An 18337-nucleotide genomic window follows, 5' to 3' on the forward strand; every position below is an offset into this window, starting at 1 on the left:
GTCTTGGTCGGTGCCGCGACTCCCGTGTTCCCACTGCTGTTCTGGTGGCTGCCCAGCAACACGGTGTACGCCGTGATGCTGGCGGTGATCGCCTCGATCTACGTCGGCTTCGCGGTCGCGGACGGCCGCGCCAAGGTGGTCGCGGTCGAGTCGGCCGTCGCGCTCGCCTTCGTGGTCCTTGCAGCAGCCGCGCTCTCCGACCTCGCCGGCGCCACTTGGTTCTTGGTCGGCGGCCTGGTCGCCCATGGCTGCAAGGACCTGTGGCAGCACCGCACCCACTTCGTCAATGGGACCCGGTGGTGGCCGCCGTTCTGCGTTGCCGTCGACTGGGTCGCAGCCGTCGCCGTGAGCGGGGTCGTGCTGGCGTCGTAGCCTTGCATGCGTCGACCACGGCTCGAGCTCGACGTGTGGCGACGACAGGCGAGCTTGAACGCGGCCGATCGCGACTGGTGTGGTCCGGTCGGCCGGCGTACGCAGTCCGTCCCGCACCGGTCAGTGCCGGCTGCCCGACGGCTGGTTCGAGTGAGGCCAGTGTGTCCGGCTCGTGATCGAACTCAGCGTGCGCGTGTCGACGCCGTCCGTCGTAATCGCCACTGTGAGCTGGCCGATCGCTGGCGTGGCCGAAGGTACGGTTCGGCTCATGTTCAGCGAGAGCCGTAAATGGATCGGGCAGGTCGAGGTCGTGCCGGGCGCTGTGGTATCTCAGGGTCCGCCTCGACCCGTGAGCTTCCAGGTCGTCTCGGTCTGCGACGAGGTCCGTCCTGAGCGGTGGCACGGGGAGGTCCGTTTTGGAGGCGTAGCGGTCCTGCGAACCGAGCCCGTTGAGGATCACGGGAGCGCGGCTCGACTCGCAGAGATGACGCTTTCCTCCCGCGTGCGTGCCCTGTTCGAGGCCTAGACCCTGGACGACTTCACGCCGCCGTGGCACGGCGACGCTGGTTCGGCGCCCGTTACGGCACCTGACGAACTACCGCAGCCAGAGCAGCCGTGCCTGCCGACTCCGCACGAGGCCCGGAGCAGAACTAGTGCGGGCGGCCCCGCTCGTCCCACTGCGGGCAGGTGCTGGCCGTGCTTGCACCCGCCCAACTGCCGAGCGGAGGCCGCGCTCGATCACTGCGCCTCGCGGCGAGTGTCGTCGCATAAGCGACCTGGCGTTGCTCGTGTAGTCGCGTCGGCAGGGGGCCTCATACTCCGCCTTGGACGGCGCGGATCAATCGCAGTGTGACGCGCAAGGGAACGCCGCCAGTCCATGGTCGCTCGCCTCGGCAGGTCGTCGACGGAGTCAGTCAGTATCGACAGCGTGGTGGTCAGTTCGGGACTGACGACAGTTGATCGGCCAAGCGTGCTCGCCGCCTGCCGACCACATCCCCAGCAGGCCGTGATCGAAAGGTGGGTCGGTCGCAGGCACCGACTCGAGTCGCGTCCGGCTTTGCGCCACCACCCGGCGCGGCGCGGCTACTCAAGGTATCGCCGGCGTCCGAGCGCGCTTCGCCCGGGCGCTACGCCGCACACGTCTGGCGGAGGACCCGCCCCCCTTGATGACGACGCGGATGCACCAGTTCCGCACCGTGTGTATCTGTGACCGGCTCTTGTGTGTACCGCCCGACGTGCCCCCGCGGCATGGAAAACGCCCCCGACTCGCGTTTCCGCAGGTCAGGGGCGTTTCCTCCAACTCACACACCTTGCGCGCCTGTAGGGATTCGAACCCCAAACCTTCTGATCCGTAGTCAGATGCTCTATCCGTTGAGCTACAGGCGCCCGTCCACCTCGCGGCGGACAAGGAAAGACCTTAGCCGACGGGGCGGCGAAGCCGAAATCAGTCGGGCGTCGAGGCCGTTCGCGCGGCGTACAGGCGGCGGCCGGGGGTGGCGGTGAGGCCGTGCAGGAGAGTGCTCGCCGCGACGACGGCAGCGCCGGCCGCGACGACGTCGGTGCCGGCGCCGCGGGCGGACGCCTCGGTCAGGTAGAAGACCGCCGAGACGCCGACCGGGCCGAACCAGCCGAGGAAGAGGGCGTCGGACCTCGGCAGGTCGAGCGGTCGCCGCAGGAGCAGCAGCCACGGTGGTCGGCGCAACAGCAGGACGGCCACGACGAGGACGAGGAGCGGCCACCCCAGCGCCCGCCAGTCGGCCCACGGCAGCGCCGCACCCAGCAGCACGAAGAGCGGCAGCACCGCGAACCGGTTCAGCGCCTCGTCGAAGGTGAGGGCACGGACCCGGTCGTCCCCCGGCGTGCGGGCGTTGAGCACCAGCCCGGTCACGAAGACGGCGAGCACGCCTCCCACCTCGAGCTGGCGCGCCGCCGCGAGCACCCCGACCGCGAGGACGAGTGTGAAGACGACGATCGGCGCCTCCTTGGTCGCACCGTGCTCCTCGCCCGCGTTGATCGCGCGTGAGGCGACCTCCCCGGCCACGACACCGAGCACCACCCCGCCGACCACCCCGCGGACGACCTCCTCGGTCGCGGCGCCCGGCGTGAGCAGCGTCAGGAACGACAGCGCCACCACGACCAGCGGCAGCGCGAGTCCGTCGTTGGCGCCCGACTCCCACGACAGGAGCAGGCGGGTACGCCGCGGCAGGTCCCGCTCCGCGGGGTCGCCGGTGACCACGCTGGAGGCCAGCACCGGGTCCGTGGGGCACAGCGCGGCACCGAGGACCGCCGCGGCCGCGACCGACGTCCCGAGGACCGCCCAGGCGAGGACCCCGGTGGCGAGGGCCATCAGCGGCATCACCACCGCGAGGAGCAGCACCAACGGCCGCCACTCGCGGCGACCCCGGTCGAACGGGAAGCGGAGGGCGACCGCCATCACCGAGAGCGCCAGCAGCACCGACGACACCTCGTGGAGCGCCCGGCCACCCCCGTCGGTGAGGGTGGGCACGTCGAGCCAGTCCGCGGCGACCGGGCCGGCCAGCACGCCCAGTGCCAGCGCGAGCAGCGGCTCCGAGACCGGCAGCTGGCGCAGCCTCGTCGACAGGGCTGCGACGACGGTGCCCAGCAGGGCGACCAGGACCACTAGCACCTCGGCCTGGTGCAGGACCTCGGACCTCATGCCTCGCGGGTACCCACCCTGCGCCGACAGCCGCCGGGAAGCCGCGGTGTGACCTGGCCCACGAAGCGTTGAACGATCCAATACCCGCCCCCGGAGGGCGGGGGTACATTCGGCGGACCCGGGGGTCGCGGCGCCATTCTGCCGCCCACCGGACCACTCACAAAAGTCGCCGACAACGAGGCCGCGCGATCCACATCAGCTCCACGACACACCGTCGATACGCTCGACGGCCGGCGGCGCCGAGGACGACCCGAGGCGACCACCGCGAATGCGCGAGAGGGAACGGAACTTCAGGCATGACCGCCGAGACGCAGGCACCGACCACCCACCGAGGCATCGCCGACTTCGTCGAGAAGTGGGCCGCCATCATGCAGCCAGACAGCATCCACTGGTGCACCGGTGACGACCAGGAGTGGGACGAGCTGACCCGAGCGCTCGAGTCCACGGGCACCTTCACGCGGCTCAACCCGCAGCTCAAGCCGAACTCCTTCTACGCCGCCTCCGACCCGATCGACGTCGCGCGCGTCGAGGACCGCACCTACATCTGCTCCGTCGACGAGAAGGACGCCGGGCCCACCAACAACTGGATGGCGCCCGACGACATGAAGTCCCTCATGAACGGCCTCTACGAGGGCTGCATGAGGGGCCGCACCATGTACGTCATCCCCTTCGTCATGGGCCACCTCGAGTCCGAGCGCCCGATGTTCGGGATCGAGATCACCGACTCGGCGTACGTCACCGCCTCGATGCGCGTCATGGCCCGCATGGGCACCAACGTGCTGCGCAGGATGGAGGAGCTCGACGCCGACTTCGTCGAGGCCGTCCACTCCGTCGGCCACCCGCTCGCCGAGGGCGAGAGCGACGTCGCCTGGCCGTGCAACGAGACCAAGTACATCGTGCAGTTCCCCGAGGAGCGCGCGATCTGGTCCTTCGGCTCCGGGTACGGCGGCAACGCGCTGCTCGGCAAGAAGTGCTACGCCCTGCGCATCGCGAGCGTCATGGCCCGCGACGAGGGCTGGCTCGCCGAGCACATGCTGATCCTGAAGCTCACCAGCCCCGAGGGCGTCGTGAAGTACATCGCCGCGGCCTTCCCCAGCGCCTGCGGCAAGACCAACCTCGCCATGCTCGAGCCGACCATCCCCGGCTGGAAGGTCGAGACCCTCGGCGACGACATCGCCTGGATGCGGGTCGGCGAGGACGGCCGGCTGTGGGCAGTCAACCCCGAGTACGGCTTCTTCGGCGTCGCGCCGGGCACGAACTACCACACCAACCCGAACGCGATGAAGACCATCGAGAAGGGCAACTCGGTCTTCACCAACGTCGCGCTCACCGAGGACGGCGACGTCTGGTGGGAGGGCCTGGAGAACCCGCCGGCCAAGGCGACGTCCTGGAAGGGCGAGCCGTGGACCCCGGAGTCCGAGGAGCTCTCCAGCCACCCGAACAGCCGCTACTGCACGCCGATCAAGCAGTGCGACATCCTCGCGGATGAGTACGACGACCCGCGCGGAGTCCCGATCGACGCGATCCTCTTCGGCGGCCGCCGCAAGACGACCGTCCCGCTGGTCTTCGAGGCCCGCGACTGGACCCACGGCACCTTCCTCGGCGCGACGCTCTCCTCGGAGACCACCGCCGCCGCGGTCGGCGCGGTCGGCGTCGTGCGTCGCGACCCGATGGCGATGCTGCCGTTCATCGGCTACAACGCCGGTGACTACTTCAACCACTGGATCACCGTCGGCAAGGACAACGACGCGGCGAAGCTGCCGAAGATCTTCTACGTCAACTGGTTCCGCCGCGACGACGAGGGCGGCTTCCTGTGGCCGGGCTTCGGCGAGAACAGCCGCGTGCTGAAGTGGGTCGTCGAGCGCATCGACGGCCAGGCGGCCGCCGAGGAGACCGCGATCGGCCACGTGCCCGCGCCGGGCGCGCTCGACGTCGACGGGCTCGACATGTCCGAGGAGGCGCTGCGCGCCGCGCTCGCGGTCGACCCGGAGGAGTGGAAGGCCGAGATCCCCCAGATCCAGGAGTGGTTCGAGAAGTTCGGCGACGACCTGCCGGCCGTCCTCTGGACCGAGCTCGACGGCCTGAAGGCGCGTCTCGGCGTCTGACCCGCCCGGGCGGCGGCCCGGAACAACGTGGAGCAGCCCGAAGGCCCCGTCCTCACCTGGACGGGGCCTTCGGCGTGTGTGGGAGCATGGGCCCGGTCTCGGGGGCCGGGCAGAGCGAAGCAAGGGGAGGTCCGTGGCCGAGCACGACCTGCACGACCGGCGGCTCTTCGAGCAGGTGGCCGCCCCGCTCTACGAGGACCTGCTGGCGGAGTCCGGCCTGGCCGCCGACGATCCCCGGACCGGCGAGGACGCCGTGCGCCGCGCCCTCGACCTGCTGCTGGACCTCGGGCTGGTGCGCCTCGACGCCGAGACCGGCCGCTGGCTGCCCGAGGACCCCGCCGGTGCGACCTCCCGCGTCGTGTCGCCGCTGGGCCGCGAGGGCGCCCGGCTGCTCGAGGAGTCGGCCGCCTGGTCGACGTCCCTGTCCGCGCTCGGGCAGGCCTGGCGACGTACGCCGCAGGCCGCCGAGGCCGGCCCGTTCACCTACCTGCGCGCCGAGGCCATCGAGCCCTTCCTGGCCACGCTCGTCGCGGAGTGCCAGGAGGAGGCGCTCACCGCGCAGCCGCAGACCGGCCGCAGCCTCGCATTGGCCGACGTCGTCCAGCGCGACACCGCCCTGCTCGAGCGCGGGGCCCGGATCCGCACGCTCTACCAGCACAGCGCGCGGCGCAGCAGCGCCACCCGCGAGTACGTCGCCGCAGTGACCGCCCGCGGCGCGGAGGTCCGGACGCTCGACGAGTTCTTCAACCGGATGATCGTCATCGACCGCCAGGTCGCCGTCATCCCCAGCGGCGACGACCTCAGCGTGGCGCTCGCCGTGCGCGAGCCGTCCGTCGTGGCGTACCTCGTCGACGTCTTCGAGCGCTCCTGGGAGCGGGGCCGGCCGTTCACCAGCCGCAGCGCCACGATGCTCAAGGACATCGCCGCCGAGCAGCGGGCGATGACGCTGCGAATGCTCATCGAGGGGCACCCCGACCCGGTCTCGGCCAAGCGGCTCGGCGTCAGCCCACGGACGTACGCCGGTTACGTGGCCGACCTGAAGAACGAGTTCGAGGCCGAGACCCGCTTCCAGCTCGGCTACACGATCGGGCAGCAGGGGATCTCCGGCGAGGAGTGAAGACGCTCGAGGCCAGCGACGTGGGGGACGTCGCTGGCCTCGAGCGGCTCGGGGGCCGCCTGTCGTGGGGGGCTGGGCGACCGGTGCTGCCACCGGGGGGAGGGGGCAGCGGGACCCGAGCGGTCTGGTGTGGGCTACCTGCCCGAGGACGGAGCGATCCGGTAGCCCCAGCTGGTGTCCGCGTGCGCGGCCGGGGCCGAGATGCCCAGGAGGCCGACGCTGACGGCAGCGGCTGCGATCGTGATGCCCACCTTGCGAGCGATGTTCATGAGTCCCACCTCTGAGTCGGTCGTGCTGTGTCGTGTCCGTGCCCCCGCGTCCGTGCCGACGCCGGACTCCTAGTCTGACCTGCGACGACCGTGGTCAGGCCAGGATGGATGGCTCAGAAAGTTGCATTGCACGAACGTGCAAGCGGCCCCCGTGCGGAGATCCGCACGGGGGCCGGGCTGGCGGAGGCGGAGGGATTTGAACCCTCGATGGGGTTGTAGCCCCAAACCCGCTTAGCAGGCGGGCGCCATAGACCGGACTAGGCGACGCCTCCTCGACAGCGCGCACAGGCTACAAGGCGCCGCACCGGTGCGGCCAATCAGGGCCGCCGCGCGCGGCGCGGCCGGCGGCGGTCAGGTGGGTCAGAGCGGTCAGAGCGGGCGGAGACCCTCGCCGCGGCGCAGGCGCACCTGCAGCTCGCGGACCAGCTCGTCGCCGCCGACCGCGAGGACGTCGACGGGGATGGTGGTGGTGCGGCCGTCGACCAGGCGCAGCACCACGCAGCGGATGCCGCGCGGGGACGCCGTCGCGGCCTCCTGGACCTCGCTCCAGCGGGCCTGCCCGGTGCCGACGCCGCGCACCCCGCGGACGCGGTAGCCCTCGTCGTCGAGGTGGACCACGGAAACGGTCCGCAACCACCAGGTGAGGGCTAGCACCGCGAGCACCCCGAGTCCCGCCAGCACGACGACCACGCCGGCCGGCAGGTCGGACGTGGCCGCGGCGACGGTGGCGACAAGCACGAGCACGGCCAGCGCGACGGTCGCGACCCCGGCGGAACGGACCACGACCGCCCGGGCGAAGCGGTGGTCGGCGGGGCCAGGTGCTGCGTCGGACATGCGTCGATTCTCCCCCAGCCCCGCCGGAGGTCCGGGGACGGGTCGGCGCTCCGGTCGGGCTGGGCGATGCGGAGCGGCCGTCTCCTAGACTCCTCCCGTCAGCCGGGGCGCGAGCGCCGGCCGGCTCGGAGGGGTGCCGGAGTGGCCGATCGGAACCGCCTTGAAAGCGGTCGTAGGGAGACCTACCGCGGGTTCGAATCCCGCCCCCTCTGCTCAGCGGCCCGCCTGCGGGATGGCGGGGTACCCCGCGGTAACGGCTAGCGTCGCGAGCATGCCCCGGGAGCAGGTCAGCGAGGTCGTCGCAGAGATGGTCGCCAACGTCGTGGCGGTGACCGTGGAGCCGGGCGCGCCCGTCGCCCCCGGGGACACCGTCGCCCTCCTGGAGTCGATGAAGATGGAGATCCCCGTCGTCGTCGAGCTCGCCGGGACGGTCCGCGCGGTCAAGGTCGCGCCGGGCGACGTCGTCCAGGAGGGCGACGTGCTGGTCGAGCTCGTCCACTAGCGTCCCGGACGGTCCGCTACAGCAGGGCCTCTGCGCGGCGCGGCTCCGGACGCCCGGCCGCGGCCTCCTCGGCCCGCCGCGACCGGCGGCCGCGCGGGCCGGTCAGCGCGAGGTCGGCGCGGATGACGGCGTACCCCAGGAGCAGGCCGACGGCCGCGCCGTACAGCACCGACAGCGCGCACTCCAGCAGCGAGATCGACGGGTTGGCCAGGCTGTTGGCGACCGGCGCCGTCGCGCAGACGCCGAAGGCGCAGACCCACCAGCCCTGGCGGCGGCGGGCGCGCATGTGGCAGCCCCACACCAGGGCGGGCACGCCGAGGACGGCCTCGATCGGCCGGGGGAACGCGCCGAGGGTGTCCCGGCTCCACCGCACGGCGTCGAGCAGTGAGGTGACCAGGCCGGCGGTGCCGTAGCGGCGCAGCAGCTCGGCGTACGCCAGCGTCACCGCGAGCAGGGCGGTGCCGACGAGCACGGCGACGAGCCCGCGACGGCCGAGGCCGTGGAGGCCGGCGCCGAGCCGGTGGACGAGGAGGAAGGCGGCGAGCAGGGCGAGCCCGAGCGTGACGTACTCGAACCGCACGACGGCGACGCGCGGCTCGAAGCCGACGGTCGCCAGGGCACCGACCGCTGCGATGACGAGCGCGAGCCCGCACTCGCGCGCCGCCTCGCCGAACCGCCGGGCCGGCACCGTAGCCATCACCCCCAGCACCGCGCTGCCCACGCAGGTCAGCACCGCGGCGCCCGTGCGCAGCGCATCGTCGTCGAGCGCGAGCGCCAGGACGCCGAGCAGGAGGGCAAGGGCCGCGAAGACCTGGGGGCGGCCGCCGGTGCGGGCGGCGAGCGCCCAGGTGTACGTCGTCGCGACCGCGACTGCGCCGACACCGGGGAGCCAGCCGGGCCCGACCGGGACGATGCCGGCGACCAGCGCGCCGAGCGCCAGCACCACGACGCCCCAGGCGATCGAGACCTTCGTGCGCCCGCCGGGGTCCGGCAGCCGCAGCCGCGGGGCGGTCCCGGCCTCGTCCCGCGGTCGCCGCTCGGGCCGGCGCTCGGACCGGCGCTCGGGCCGCCGCTCCGGACGCGGCGGCGGGTCGGCGCGGCGGCGGGGGGCGGTGCGGGACACGGCGCGCAACGTTACAGACGCCGGTTGGCCAGGGAGGGGTTGGTGCGGCGGGCCTGCTCGAGCGCCTCGGGGCACAGCTCCGCGGTCAGCACCGCCGCGTCGTCGCCGGCCTCCGCCAGCACGTCGCCGAGCGGGTCGACGACCAGCGAGTGACCGCTGTAGCGCGGGCCGGGCTGGCCACAGGCGACGACGAAGACGGTGTTCTCGATCGCGCGCGCCCGCACGAGCGTGCGCCAGTGGTCCACCTTGCGCTCGCCCGCGACCCACGCGGCGGGGACCACCAGCACCTCGGCGCCGCGGTCGACCAGCAGCCGGGCCAGCTCGGGGAAGCGCAGGTCGTAGCAGGTCATCAGCCCGACCCGGGTCCCGGCGACCTCCACGACCAGCGGCTCGGGGTCGCCGGCGGTGAGCCGGTCGGACTCGCGGTAGCCGAAGGAGTCGTAGAGGTGCACCTTGCGGTACGCCGCGTGCGCACCGCCGCGGACCACGAGCGTGTTGTAGGGCCGCGCGGTGTCCGGGCCGGCCTCGAACATCCCGGCCACGGCGGTCGTGCCGCGCGCGGCCGCGACCCGCTCGAGCTCGGTGGCGAAGGGGCCGTCGACGGGCTCGGCGTAGCCGCTCACGTCGGAGCCGGCCTCGCCGAAGTCACGGGCGAACGCCTCGGGCAGCACGACGAGGTCCGCGCCGTCGGGCACGAGCGCGTCGAGGCGGGCGCGGTTGGCGGCGGGGTCGAGGCCCGAGGCCTCCTGGACGAGGGCCACACGCAGGGAGGACTGCACGAGGCCCAGCGTGCCACTGTCCCGGCCGTGCGGGGGCACGGGCGCGGGGACGGGTGCGGGAGGATGGGCGGGTGCTCGAGAGCTTCTGCGCGGTCGTGCTGGCCGGCGGCCGCGCCGCGCGGCTCGGCGGGGTCGACAAGGCCTCGGTCGAGGTCGGTGGCCGGACCCTGCTCGCGCACGCGCTCGACGCGGTCCTCGACGCCGCCGAGGTCGTCGTGGTCGGCGACCCGGTCCCGACCGAGCGACCGGTGACGTTCGTGCGCGAGGACCCGCGTCACGGCGGACCGGTGGCGGCGCTGCTGACCGGGCGCGACGCGCTGCTGCGGCGTACGCCGACGCTCGCGGTGCTGGCCGTCGACATGCCGCACGTCACGCCGTGGACGATCCGCCGGCTGCACGAGGCCGCCGCCGGTCGCGACGGGGCGGCCCTGCACGACCCCGACGGCCGTCGGCAGCTGGCGATGGTGCTCGACCTGGCCCGGCTCGACGCCGTGCGCCCCGACCACGAGCAGCAGCACGGCGCCGCCCTGCACCGGCTGCTCGCCCCGCTCGACCTCGCCGCGGTCGTCGCCGAGGGGCGCGAGCACCGCGACCTGGACACCTGGGCGGACCTGCGCGACCTGTGACCGGACCGGATCGGGCCGGCGATCCTTGCGGGTCGCGTCGGGCCTCGGTCATCGTGGGAGGCGTGAACCTCCACGACTGGATCGACGAGCTCAGCGACGTCCTCGGCGTCGAGGACGAGATGGACGAGGGGCTCGTCCTCGACCTGGCGCGCGTCGTGGCGCACGCGGTGGAGCGGCCCGCGGCGCCCGTGACGTCGTACCTCCTGGGGTACGCCGCCGGCGCGGCCGGCGCGAACGCGGAGGAGGTCGAGCGGCTGGCCGCGCGGGCCCAGCGGCTCGCGGAGGCGTGGGACAAGCCGGCGGACGCGCCGGACCCCGACGACGTCGACGACCCCGTCCCGGACGACCGCGGCGTCGACCACAGCGGCGACACGCTCGACTGACCCCGGCCCGGCCCTCCTAGGGTGGGGCGCATGCGAGCCGTGATCGCCGACGGGGCCGGTGGGCCGGAGGTCCTCAGCGTGCAGGAGGTGCCCGACGTCGAGCCGGGCCCCGGGGAGGTCGCGATCGCGGTCGCGGCGACCGCGGTCAACCGGGCGGACCTGCTGCAGCGGCAGGGGTTCTACCCACCCCCGAAGGGCGCCTCGGAGGTCATCGGCCTGGAGTGCAGCGGCACGGTGGCGGCGGTCGGCGAGGGCGTCGACCAGTGGTCGGTCGGCGACGAGGTCTGCGCGCTGCTCGCCGGCGGCGGCTACGCGTCCCGCGTCGTCGTCCCCGCCGGCCAGGTGATGCCGGTCCCCGACGGGCTCGACCTGGTCACGGCGGCGGCGGTGCCGGAGGTCGCCTGCACCGTGTGGTCGAACCTGTTCATGGTCGCCGGCCTGCGGCCCGACGAGACGCTGCTGGTGCACGGCGGGGCCGGCGGCATCGGGACGTTCGCGATCCAGCTCGCCAAGGCGACCGGCGCCCGGGTGCTGACGACCAGCGGCACGGCCGAGAAGCTGGCGTACTGCCGGGAGCTCGGCGCGGACGTGGCGATCAGCTATCGCGACGAGGACTTCGTCGAGGCCGTCCGGGCCGCGACCGACGGCGTCGGCGCCGACGTGGTGCTGGACAACATGGGTGCGAAGTACCTCGCCCGCAACGTCGACGCCCTCGCGCCCGAGGGCCGGCTGGTGATCATCGGCATGCAGGGCGGCACCAAGGCCGAGCTCGACATCGCGAAGCTGCTCGGCAAGCGCGGGGCGGTCATCGCGACCTCGCTGCGCGCCCGCCCGGTCGAGGGCAAGTCCGCCATCTGCGCCTCGGTCGTCGAGCACGTCTGGCCGCTGCTCGCGGACGGCTCCGTCCGGGTCGTCGTGCACGACACGATGCCGCTCGAGGACGTCGTGCGCGCCCACGAGCTGATGACCTCCGGCGAGCACAGCGGGAAGGTCGTCCTCACCCTCTGAGGTTGCGACGGGGTGGATATGTTCTGGTGCATGACCGGTCCGGAGGAGCAGGAGCAGCACATCGTCGTCATCGGCCCCGACGGGCAGCCGATGGGGTCGGTGCCCGCGTCGGCGCTGCAGCAGCAGGCCGAGGGCGCAGGAGACGCCGAGGGTGACGACGACGAGACGCAGCGCTCGGTGACCGACCTGGTCGAGCAGCCGGCCAAGGTGATGCGCATCGGCGGGATGATCCGTCAGCTCCTCGAGGAGGTGAAGGCCGCCCCGCTCGACGAGGCGAGCCGCAACCGCCTCAAGGAGATCCACGCCTCCTCGATCAAGGAGCTCGAGGCTGGCCTCGCGCCCGAGCTGGTCGAGGAGCTGGGCCGGCTCGCGCTGCCCTTCACCGAGGACGTCACCCCGTCGGAGGGCGAGCTCCGGATCGCGCAGGCGCAGCTCGTCGGCTGGCTCGAGGGGCTCTTCCACGGCATCCAGACCGCGATCTACGCCCAGCAGATCTCCGCCCGCGCCCAGCTCGAGCAGATTCGCCGCGCGCTCCCGCCCGGCGCCGTCCCCGGCGCCCAGGGCGGCATGCCCCCGATGGGCCAGCAGCCGCGGCAGGACCCCGGTCCGACCCCCGGCGACTCCGGGGGCATGTACCTCTAGCCGCTCCTCACCGGCGCTCTGCGGCGAAAGCTGGGCGGCTGCAGGGGTCACCGGTTAACCGGTGACTCCTGCACATATCGGGGCAGATCTCCCCTGGTATGTGCAGGACTCCCCTGAGATGTCGGGGCCCGAGGCCGGGCGCCGGCGCGACTGGATCAGCGGCGGCCGAGGCCGCGGACGACGGCGAGGCCGAGCAGGCCGACGATGACCATGGCCAGCCCCGGAGCGGCGGTGCGGGTGAGGGAGGCCGGCTCGCCGTCCGCGACGCGGGTGAACTGCGCGGTCTCGGGCGCCACGGGCACCGGCGCGCGGCCGGAACCGAGCAGCCGCGTGACCTGGCCGAGCAGGCGGTCGTCGAGCGGCGCGGTGCGGCTGGTGGGCTCGGCGAGCCAGCCGGAGGCGCGGCGGTCGACGAAGAACAGGTACTCCTCGCCGGTCTCGAGCTGCCCGAGGCCGTCCGGGCAGGCCCGGGGGCCGGGCTGCTCCCCCGGTTGCTCGCTCGGCCGCGACCCGGCCTCGGTGCGGACGAGGACCCGCTGCGTGGAGAGGCCGCCCTTCCAGACGCGGCCGACCGTGACCTGGTGCTCGTAGCGGTCCGGCGAGCCCGGGGCGCTGGTCCCCGTCACGGGCCGCACGTCCTCGACGGTGCCGCGGAAGACGCCGTCGGCCTGCCGGGTGGCGTCCTGGACCGTGATGGTCGGGCAGCCGGGAGGTGCGGCGACGGCCGCGGTCGGCGCGAGGACGACCGGCGCGACGACGTACGTGCCCAGGACCGCAGCGGTCACGAGCGTTCGTCGGAGGCCTGGCACGGGGAGCATCAGAACAGATCAGAGCCCGAAGACACCAGCCAGGACGCGGGCGACGCCGTCCTCGTCGTGGCCGGGCGCGACGTGGGCCGCGGCGGCGGTGACGGTGGGGTGCGCGTCGGCCATGGCGTACGCCGTGCCGGCCCAGGTCAGCATGGGGAGGTCGTTGGGCATGTCGCCGAAGGCGATGACGTCCGGCGCCTCGACGCCGAGGTCGCGGGCCAGCAGCTCGAGCGTGGAGGCCTTGGTGACGCCGGGTCCGCTCACCTCGAGCAGGGTCGTCGAGGAGGACCAGGTGAAGGTCAGCCGCCCGGCGTTGACCTCCTCGGCCCGGTCCCAGAAGTCCTGCGGCCCCAGCTCCTCGTGCCGCACCAGCAGCTTGAGCGGCGGCCGCGCGAGCAGGTCCTCGACCGGCGCCCGGCGCGCGCCGTCGGGCATCGGGTAGCGCTCCACGAAGGCCGGCTCGAGCCCGATACCGTCGAGGTCCTCCACGGCGTACGCCGTGCCGGGCACGGCCGCGCGCAGGTCGCGGCAGACCTCCAGCGCGAGCCGGGTGGGGATCGGCCGCTCGAGGTGGACGCGGCTGCCGGCGACGTCCCAGACGAGCGCCCCGTTGGAGATGATCGCCAGCCCGTGCTGGCCGACGTGCTCGAAGACGTCCTCGGCCCAGCGCAGCGGGCGGCCGGTGACGAAGACGACCGGGACGCCGAGCGCCTCGACCTTGGCCAGGACGTCCGCGGTGTAGTCGGAGACCGTGCCGTCGGAGCGGACGAGGGTGCCGTCGAGGTCGGTGGCGACCAGCTTCGGGAGGCTCACGGCAGCGGCCTCGCCATCACGAGGTTGCCGTCCTCGTCGGAGCCGCGCAGGCCGGTGAAGCCGGCCTTGGCCAGCACCCGGATGCTCGCGCGGTTGTCAGGCGCGACGGCCGCGCGGACCGCGACCCCCACGCCGTCGGTGGCCGTGAGCACGGCGCGCAGCGCCTCGGTCGCGAAGCCCCATCCCCGCGCCTCGGGCACCAGGCCGTAGCCGACCTGCGCCTCGAGCGGATCGCCGTCCGGCGGCCCGAAGAAGCCGATCGAGCCGAGCACCGTCGTGCCCCGGACGATCGACCGCGGGCCCCAGGTGTCGCTCTCGACCCACAGGGTCGCGGCGTCCGCGTCGTCGCGGCGCGGGAAGTCCGGGTGCCAGCCGGGACGGCGACGTCCGGCGCGGATGTCGGCGACGTCCTCGGCCGTCCACAGCGGCAGCCGGAGCCGCTCGGAGGCGATGACCGCCGGCAGCGGCGGGACCACGCTCAGCGCTCCGGGAACCAGCGCGAGATCTCCTGCGCCGCCCCGTCCTCGTAGACGTCGGCCGTGACGTCGTCGGCGACGTCGCGCACGAGCTGGATCGCCTGGCCCATCGCGACGCCGCGGCCGGCCCACTCGAGCATCTCGATGTCGTTGCGGCCGTCGCCGATCGCCAGCACGTCAGCCGCGGTGCAACCCAGCTCGGCGCAGACCCGCTCGAGGCCGGAGGCCTTCGAGACGCCGATCGGCGCGATGTCGAGCCAGGCGGTCCAGCCGACGATGTAGTTGGTGCCGTGCAGGCCCAGCTCCTCGGCCAGCGCGACGAACTCGTCAGCGGTCGCTTCGGGGTCGCGGATGATCACGCGGCTGACCGGCCCGGCCACCAGCTCGTCCAGCTCGGTCACGATCATGTCGCCGGACAGCTCGCCCTCGGGGAAGTGCGAGGTGACGCGGTAGCCGACGCCGCGCTCCTCGACGGCCACCAGCGCGTTCGGGTGCCGCTCGAGGACCGCCTTGACCGCCGGCCCGGCGTCGAACAGCTCCTCGTGGACGACCTCCAGCGGCGGGTAGCGGAAGACCACCGCGCCGTTCGACGCCACGACCCAGAGCTGGTCGTCCGCGCGCGAGCCGTCGGTCGGCTCACCCGGGTGCAGGTCGAGCAGGTCCGCGACGCCGGTCATGCCGTGCGGCGACCGGCCCGAGGCGAGCACCACGTGCGCGCCGGCCTCGCGGGCGCGGCGCACGGCGTCGTACACCGCCGGCGAGACCTCCTCGTGGGTGGATCCCGCGCCCTCGACCCACTTCAGCAGCGTGCCGTCGATGTCGAGCGCGACGACCTTCGGGACCCAGCTCACGGCTGCACCGGCTCGAGGACCTCGCGGCCACCCAGGTAGGGCTGCAGCGCCTTCGGCACCCGGACGGACCCGTCGGCCTGCTGGTGGGTCTCGAGGATCGCGACGATCGTGCGCGGGATCGCGGTGAGCGTGCCGTTGAGGGTCGCCGCCGGCCTCACCTCGCCGCCCTCGCGGACGCGGATGTCGAGCCGGCGCGACTGGAACTCGGTGCAGTTGGAGGTCGAGGTGAGCTCGCGGTACTTCCCCTGCGTCGGGATCCACGCCTCGCAGTCGAACTTGCGGATCGCCGAGAGCCCGAGGTCGCCGGTTGCCACGTCGATGACGCGGTAGGCCAGCTCCAGCTTGTCGAGGAACTGCTTCTCCCAGCCCAGCAGCCGCTCGTGCTCGGCGTAGGACTCCTCCAGCGTCGAGTAGACGAACATCTCGACCTTGTCGAACCAGTGGACGCGGATGATGCCCTTGGTGTCCTTGCCGTGCGAGCCGGCCTCCTTGCGGAAGCACGGGCTGAACGCGGCGTACCGCAGCGGCAGCGACGCACCGTCAAGGATCTCGTCGGAGTGGTACGCCGCCATCGGCACCTCGGAGGTGCCCACCAGGTAGAGGTCCTCGCCCTCGATCCGGTAGACGTCGTCGGCGGCCTGCCCGAGGAAGCCGGTGCCCTCCATCGCCCGCGGGCGGACCAGCGAGGGCGCGACGACCTGGGTGAAACCGGCCTCCCGGGCCTGCTCCATCGCGAGGTTGACCAGTGCCAGCTCCAGCTGGGCGCCCACACCGGTCAGGAAGTAGAAGCGCGAGCCGGACACCTTCGCGCCTCGCTCGAGGTCGATCGCGCCGAGCATCCGGCCCAGCTCGACGTGGTCGCGCGGCTCGAAGCCCTCCGCGGCGAAGTCGCGCGGCGTGCCGACCTCCTCGAGCACGACGAAGTCGTCCTCGCCGCCCTCGGGGGCCTCCGGCGCGGCGAGGTTCGGCAGCGACATCAGCGCCGCCTGCCACTCCTCCTCCGCGGCCTCGCGGGACGCGTCGGCCTCCTTAACCTCGGCGGCGAGCGCCTTGGTCCGCGCCAGCAGCTCGGCCTTCTCGTCGCCCTGCGCCTTCGCCACCTGCTTGCCGAGCTGCTTCTGCTCGGCGCGCCGCGACTCGAACGTCGCGATCGCGGCCCGGCGGGCGGCGTCGGCGGACAGCGCGCGGTCGACCACCTCGTCGGACAGGCCCCGCTTGGCCTGGGCGGCGCGCACGCGGTCGGGGTCGTCACGGAGGATGCGGGGGTCGATCATGTCGGCAAGGCTATCCGGGGCTCTGCGCGCTCCTCACCGCGAGTTCCGGGCGCTCGCCGACCGGCCGTCATACTGTCGAGGTGCTGGACCGCCCCCGCGTCGCCCCGCTGAGCTGGGCCGCCGTCTGCCTCGTCCTCCTCGCGCTCCTCGGCGTGGGCGTGGTGCAGGGCTGGGGACCGCTGGCCACCTTCGACGGCCGCGGCGACCCGGCCCAGGACTGGGCGGTCGACGCCGGCTGGCTCGGCGGCCCGCTGCGGTGGGTGGAGGTCGCCTTCGCGACGGTCGGCATGACCGTGCTGACGGTCGTGCTGGCCGCGGGGCTCTTCCTCAAGAACCACGTCCGCGCGGCGGCGTACGTCGTCGCGGTCATGGTCCTCACCTCGCTCGCCACCACCGGGATCAAGCTCTGGGTCGGCCGCGAGCGGCCCGAGTGGCAGCTCAGCGAGGCGCTGCTGAGCACCAAGTCGTTCCCGTCGGGACACGCTTCCTCGATCGCGGCGTTCGGCGGCGTCCTGGTGGTGGTGGTCGCGATGCTCGTGCGCCGCTCGAGCGCACGGCGCACGGCGTACGCCGGCATCGGGCTGCTCGTGGTGCTCGTCTGCCTGGACCGCGTGCTCCTGGGGCGACACTTCCCCTCCGACGTGGTCGGCGGCGTGCTGCTCGGCGCCGGGGTCGTGCTGCTGGTGCTCGCGGTGCTCAACCCGCTGCCGCGGAGCATCGCGGTCCGCTCCGAGCCGCTGCCGGAGGTCTTCACCTCCGCGCACCGGCTCGCGGTGATCGTCAACCCGATCAAGGTCGAGGACCTCGACGCGTTCCGCGCGACCGTCACGACCATGGCCCTCGAGGCCGGCTGGTCCGAGCCGACCTGGCACTACACGACCATCGAGGACCCGGGCACCGGCATGGCCGAGCGGGCCTCGGTCGACGGGTCCGACCTCGTGCTCGTCTGCGGCGGCGACGGCACCGTGCGCGAGGTCTGCGCCGAGCTGGCCGGCACCGGCATCCCTGTCGGGATCATCCCCGCCGGCACCGGCAACCTGCTCGCCCGCAACCTCGGCATCCCGCTCTACCTGCGCTCAGCCATCGACGTTGGCCTCAACGGCCAGGACCGCGCGATCGACCTGGTCAAGGTCTCGGGCGACGGGGTCGAGCGCGACACCCACTTCATGGTGATGGCCGGCATGGGCTTCGACGCCGCGATCATGGAGGGCGTCAACGAGGACCTGAAGAAGAAGGTCGGCTGGGTCGCGTACGTCGTCTCCGGACTCAAGTCGCTGATGTTCCCGGCGGTCAAGGTCGAGATCTCCGTCGACGGCGGGGAGTTCACCAAGCACCGGGCGCGGACCGTCGTCGTCGGCAACGTCGGCTTCCTCCAGGCCGGCATGCCGCTGCTGCCCGACGCCGCGATCGACGACGGCACGCTCGACGTGGTGATCCTGCACCCGCGGAACTTCCTCGCCTGGATCCCGCTCGCCTGGCGGGTCATGCTCAAGCGGCCGCACACCGACGAGCTCGTCGACCGCAAGACCGGCGCCACCGTGGTGGTCCGCGCCGAGAAGGACACCCCCCGCCAGCTCGACGGCGACTCGATCGGCCCCGGCCGCGAGCTGCAGATGGAGTGCATCCACGGGCGGCTGCTCGTGCGCGTGCCTCGCTGACCCACCCGGGGGCGGGAGC

The 18337-nt window shown here is 73.3% G+C and carries 19 protein-coding genes and 3 tRNA genes; 10 read left to right on the forward strand and 12 right to left on the reverse strand.

The annotated features are described in order from the left end of the window. The first annotated feature begins 24 nt into the window (after positions 1 to 24). Positions 25 to 372, forward strand: coding sequence for a hypothetical protein (locus H7344_RS03705; protein ID WP_186344692.1), 348 nt, complete (start codon positions 25 to 27; stop codon positions 370 to 372). A 1313-nt stretch (positions 373 to 1685) separates the two neighbouring features. Here the strand turns inward: H7344_RS03705 and H7344_RS03710 are convergent. Further along, a tRNA-Arg gene (locus tag H7344_RS03710) sits at positions 1686 to 1758 on the reverse strand. A 58-nt stretch (positions 1759 to 1816) separates the two neighbouring features. After that, complete coding sequence (locus H7344_RS03715) at positions 1817 to 3049, reverse strand: cation:proton antiporter domain-containing protein (RefSeq protein WP_186344693.1); 1233 nt, start codon at positions 3047 to 3049, stop codon at positions 1817 to 1819. A gap of 296 nt (positions 3050 to 3345) precedes the next feature. On the opposite strand from H7344_RS03715, the gene H7344_RS03720 reads away from it, so the two are divergent. Continuing rightward, entirely contained in the window at positions 3346 to 5154 is a 1809-nt protein-coding gene (locus tag H7344_RS03720) for a phosphoenolpyruvate carboxykinase (GTP) (protein WP_186344694.1), read from the forward strand. Positions 5155 to 5287: 133 nt separating this feature from the next. After that, positions 5288 to 6271, forward strand: coding sequence for a phospholipase D-like domain-containing protein (locus H7344_RS03725; protein ID WP_229706994.1), 984 nt, complete (start codon positions 5288 to 5290; stop codon positions 6269 to 6271). Between the two features lie 134 nt (positions 6272 to 6405). Here H7344_RS03725 and H7344_RS20415 read toward each other — a convergent pair whose 3' ends face one another. The 3 genes from H7344_RS20415 to H7344_RS03735 all read right to left on the reverse strand — a co-directional run bounded on the left by H7344_RS20415 (position 6406) and on the right by H7344_RS03735 (position 7374). Next, positions 6406 to 6540 (reverse strand): hypothetical protein, encoded by a 135-nt coding sequence (locus H7344_RS20415; protein ID WP_260989234.1) that lies wholly within the window; start codon positions 6538 to 6540, stop codon positions 6406 to 6408. 178 nt (positions 6541 to 6718) lie between these two features. Continuing rightward, positions 6719 to 6812: transfer RNA gene (locus H7344_RS03730), tRNA-Ser, on the reverse strand. Between the two features lie 97 nt (positions 6813 to 6909). Further along, positions 6910 to 7374, reverse strand: a complete 465-nt coding sequence (locus H7344_RS03735) for a hypothetical protein (RefSeq protein WP_186344695.1) — start codon at positions 7372 to 7374, stop codon at positions 6910 to 6912. 127 nt (positions 7375 to 7501) lie between these two features. On the opposite strand from H7344_RS03735, the gene H7344_RS03740 reads away from it, so the two are divergent. Together H7344_RS03740 and H7344_RS03745 are read left to right on the forward strand one after the other, a co-directional pair. Continuing rightward, positions 7502 to 7586, forward strand: a tRNA-Ser gene (locus tag H7344_RS03740). A gap of 59 nt (positions 7587 to 7645) precedes the next feature. Then, positions 7646 to 7876 carry a biotin/lipoyl-binding carrier protein gene (locus H7344_RS03745; protein WP_186344696.1) on the forward strand — a complete coding sequence of 77 codons (231 nt, stop codon included), beginning with the start codon at positions 7646 to 7648 and terminating at the stop codon, positions 7874 to 7876. Positions 7877 to 7892: 16 nt separating this feature from the next. Here H7344_RS03745 and H7344_RS03750 read toward each other — a convergent pair whose 3' ends face one another. Beyond that, a complete protein-coding gene (locus H7344_RS03750; RefSeq protein WP_186344697.1) occupies positions 7893 to 8999 on the reverse strand; it encodes a hypothetical protein in 1107 nt (368 codons plus the stop codon). A gap of 11 nt (positions 9000 to 9010) precedes the next feature. Then, entirely contained in the window at positions 9011 to 9778 is a 768-nt protein-coding gene (locus H7344_RS03755; protein WP_229706995.1) for a carbon-nitrogen hydrolase family protein, read from the reverse strand. Positions 9779 to 9849: 71 nt separating this feature from the next. Here H7344_RS03755 and mobA point away from each other — a divergent pair, with 71 nt between their 5' ends. The 4 genes from mobA to H7344_RS03775 all read left to right on the forward strand — a co-directional run bounded on the left by mobA (position 9850) and on the right by H7344_RS03775 (position 12437). Continuing rightward, positions 9850 to 10404 (forward strand): molybdenum cofactor guanylyltransferase, encoded by a 555-nt coding sequence (mobA, locus tag H7344_RS03760; protein ID WP_229706996.1) that lies wholly within the window; start codon positions 9850 to 9852, stop codon positions 10402 to 10404. Positions 10405 to 10466: 62 nt separating this feature from the next. Next, positions 10467 to 10787: a DUF6457 domain-containing protein gene (locus H7344_RS03765; protein WP_166191770.1), complete on the forward strand. Its 321-nt coding sequence runs from the start codon at positions 10467 to 10469 to the stop codon at positions 10785 to 10787. A 30-nt stretch (positions 10788 to 10817) separates the two neighbouring features. Next, entirely contained in the window at positions 10818 to 11795 is a 978-nt protein-coding gene (locus tag H7344_RS03770) for an NAD(P)H-quinone oxidoreductase (RefSeq protein WP_186344699.1), read from the forward strand. A 30-nt stretch (positions 11796 to 11825) separates the two neighbouring features. Then, positions 11826 to 12437 (forward strand): bacterial proteasome activator family protein, encoded by a 612-nt coding sequence (locus H7344_RS03775; RefSeq protein WP_186344700.1) that lies wholly within the window; start codon positions 11826 to 11828, stop codon positions 12435 to 12437. A gap of 155 nt (positions 12438 to 12592) precedes the next feature. On the opposite strand, the gene H7344_RS03780 is transcribed toward H7344_RS03775, so the two are convergent. From H7344_RS03780 to serS, 5 genes are read right to left on the reverse strand one after another with little or no spacing between them, the layout of a single operon-like run. After that, positions 12593 to 13222 carry a hypothetical protein gene (locus tag H7344_RS03780; RefSeq protein ID WP_186344701.1) on the reverse strand — a complete coding sequence of 210 codons (630 nt, stop codon included), beginning with the start codon at positions 13220 to 13222 and terminating at the stop codon, positions 12593 to 12595. Positions 13223 to 13264: 42 nt separating this feature from the next. Then, entirely contained in the window at positions 13265 to 14059 is a 795-nt protein-coding gene (locus H7344_RS03785) for an HAD family hydrolase (RefSeq protein WP_186344702.1), read from the reverse strand. After that, entirely contained in the window at positions 14056 to 14535 is a 480-nt protein-coding gene (locus tag H7344_RS03790; protein ID WP_186344703.1) for a GNAT family N-acetyltransferase, read from the reverse strand. Before H7344_RS03790 ends, H7344_RS03785 begins: the two co-directional genes overlap by 4 nt. A gap of 2 nt (positions 14536 to 14537) precedes the next feature. Then, positions 14538 to 15386, reverse strand: a complete 849-nt coding sequence (locus H7344_RS03795) for an HAD family hydrolase (protein ID WP_186344704.1) — start codon at positions 15384 to 15386, stop codon at positions 14538 to 14540. Next, positions 15383 to 16660, reverse strand: coding sequence for a serine--tRNA ligase (gene serS / locus H7344_RS03800; protein WP_186344705.1), 1278 nt, complete (start codon positions 16658 to 16660; stop codon positions 15383 to 15385). Before serS ends, H7344_RS03795 begins: the two co-directional genes overlap by 4 nt. Positions 16661 to 16740: 80 nt before the next feature. Here serS and H7344_RS03805 point away from each other — a divergent pair, with 80 nt between their 5' ends. Further along, positions 16741 to 18318: a YegS/Rv2252/BmrU family lipid kinase gene (locus tag H7344_RS03805; protein WP_186344706.1), complete on the forward strand. Its 1578-nt coding sequence runs from the start codon at positions 16741 to 16743 to the stop codon at positions 18316 to 18318. The last annotated feature ends 19 nt before the right edge of the window (positions 18319 to 18337 follow it).

Origin of the sequence: Nocardioides deserti, from assembly GCF_014266025.1 — a bacterium.
GTDB lineage: Bacteria > Actinomycetota > Actinomycetes > Propionibacteriales > Nocardioidaceae > Nocardioides > Nocardioides deserti.

Coding starts and splice junctions, on each gene's coding strand:
- H7344_RS03735 (WP_186344695.1), bottom strand. CDS start 7,374: ATGTCCGACGCAGCACCTGGCCCCGCCGACCACCGCTTCGCCCGGGCG.
- H7344_RS03720 (WP_186344694.1), top strand. CDS start 3,346: ATGACCGCCGAGACGCAGGCACCGACCACCCACCGAGGCATCGCCGAC.
- H7344_RS20415 (WP_260989234.1), bottom strand. CDS start 6,540: ATGAACATCGCTCGCAAGGTGGGCATCACGATCGCAGCCGCTGCCGTC.
- H7344_RS03775 (WP_186344700.1), top strand. CDS start 11,826: ATGACCGGTCCGGAGGAGCAGGAGCAGCACATCGTCGTCATCGGCCCC.
- H7344_RS03715 (WP_186344693.1), bottom strand. CDS start 3,049: ATGAGGTCCGAGGTCCTGCACCAGGCCGAGGTGCTAGTGGTCCTGGTC.
- H7344_RS03745 (WP_186344696.1), top strand. CDS start 7,646: ATGCCCCGGGAGCAGGTCAGCGAGGTCGTCGCAGAGATGGTCGCCAAC.
- serS (WP_186344705.1), bottom strand. CDS start 16,660: ATGATCGACCCCCGCATCCTCCGTGACGACCCCGACCGCGTGCGCGCC.
- H7344_RS03770 (WP_186344699.1), top strand. CDS start 10,818: ATGCGAGCCGTGATCGCCGACGGGGCCGGTGGGCCGGAGGTCCTCAGC.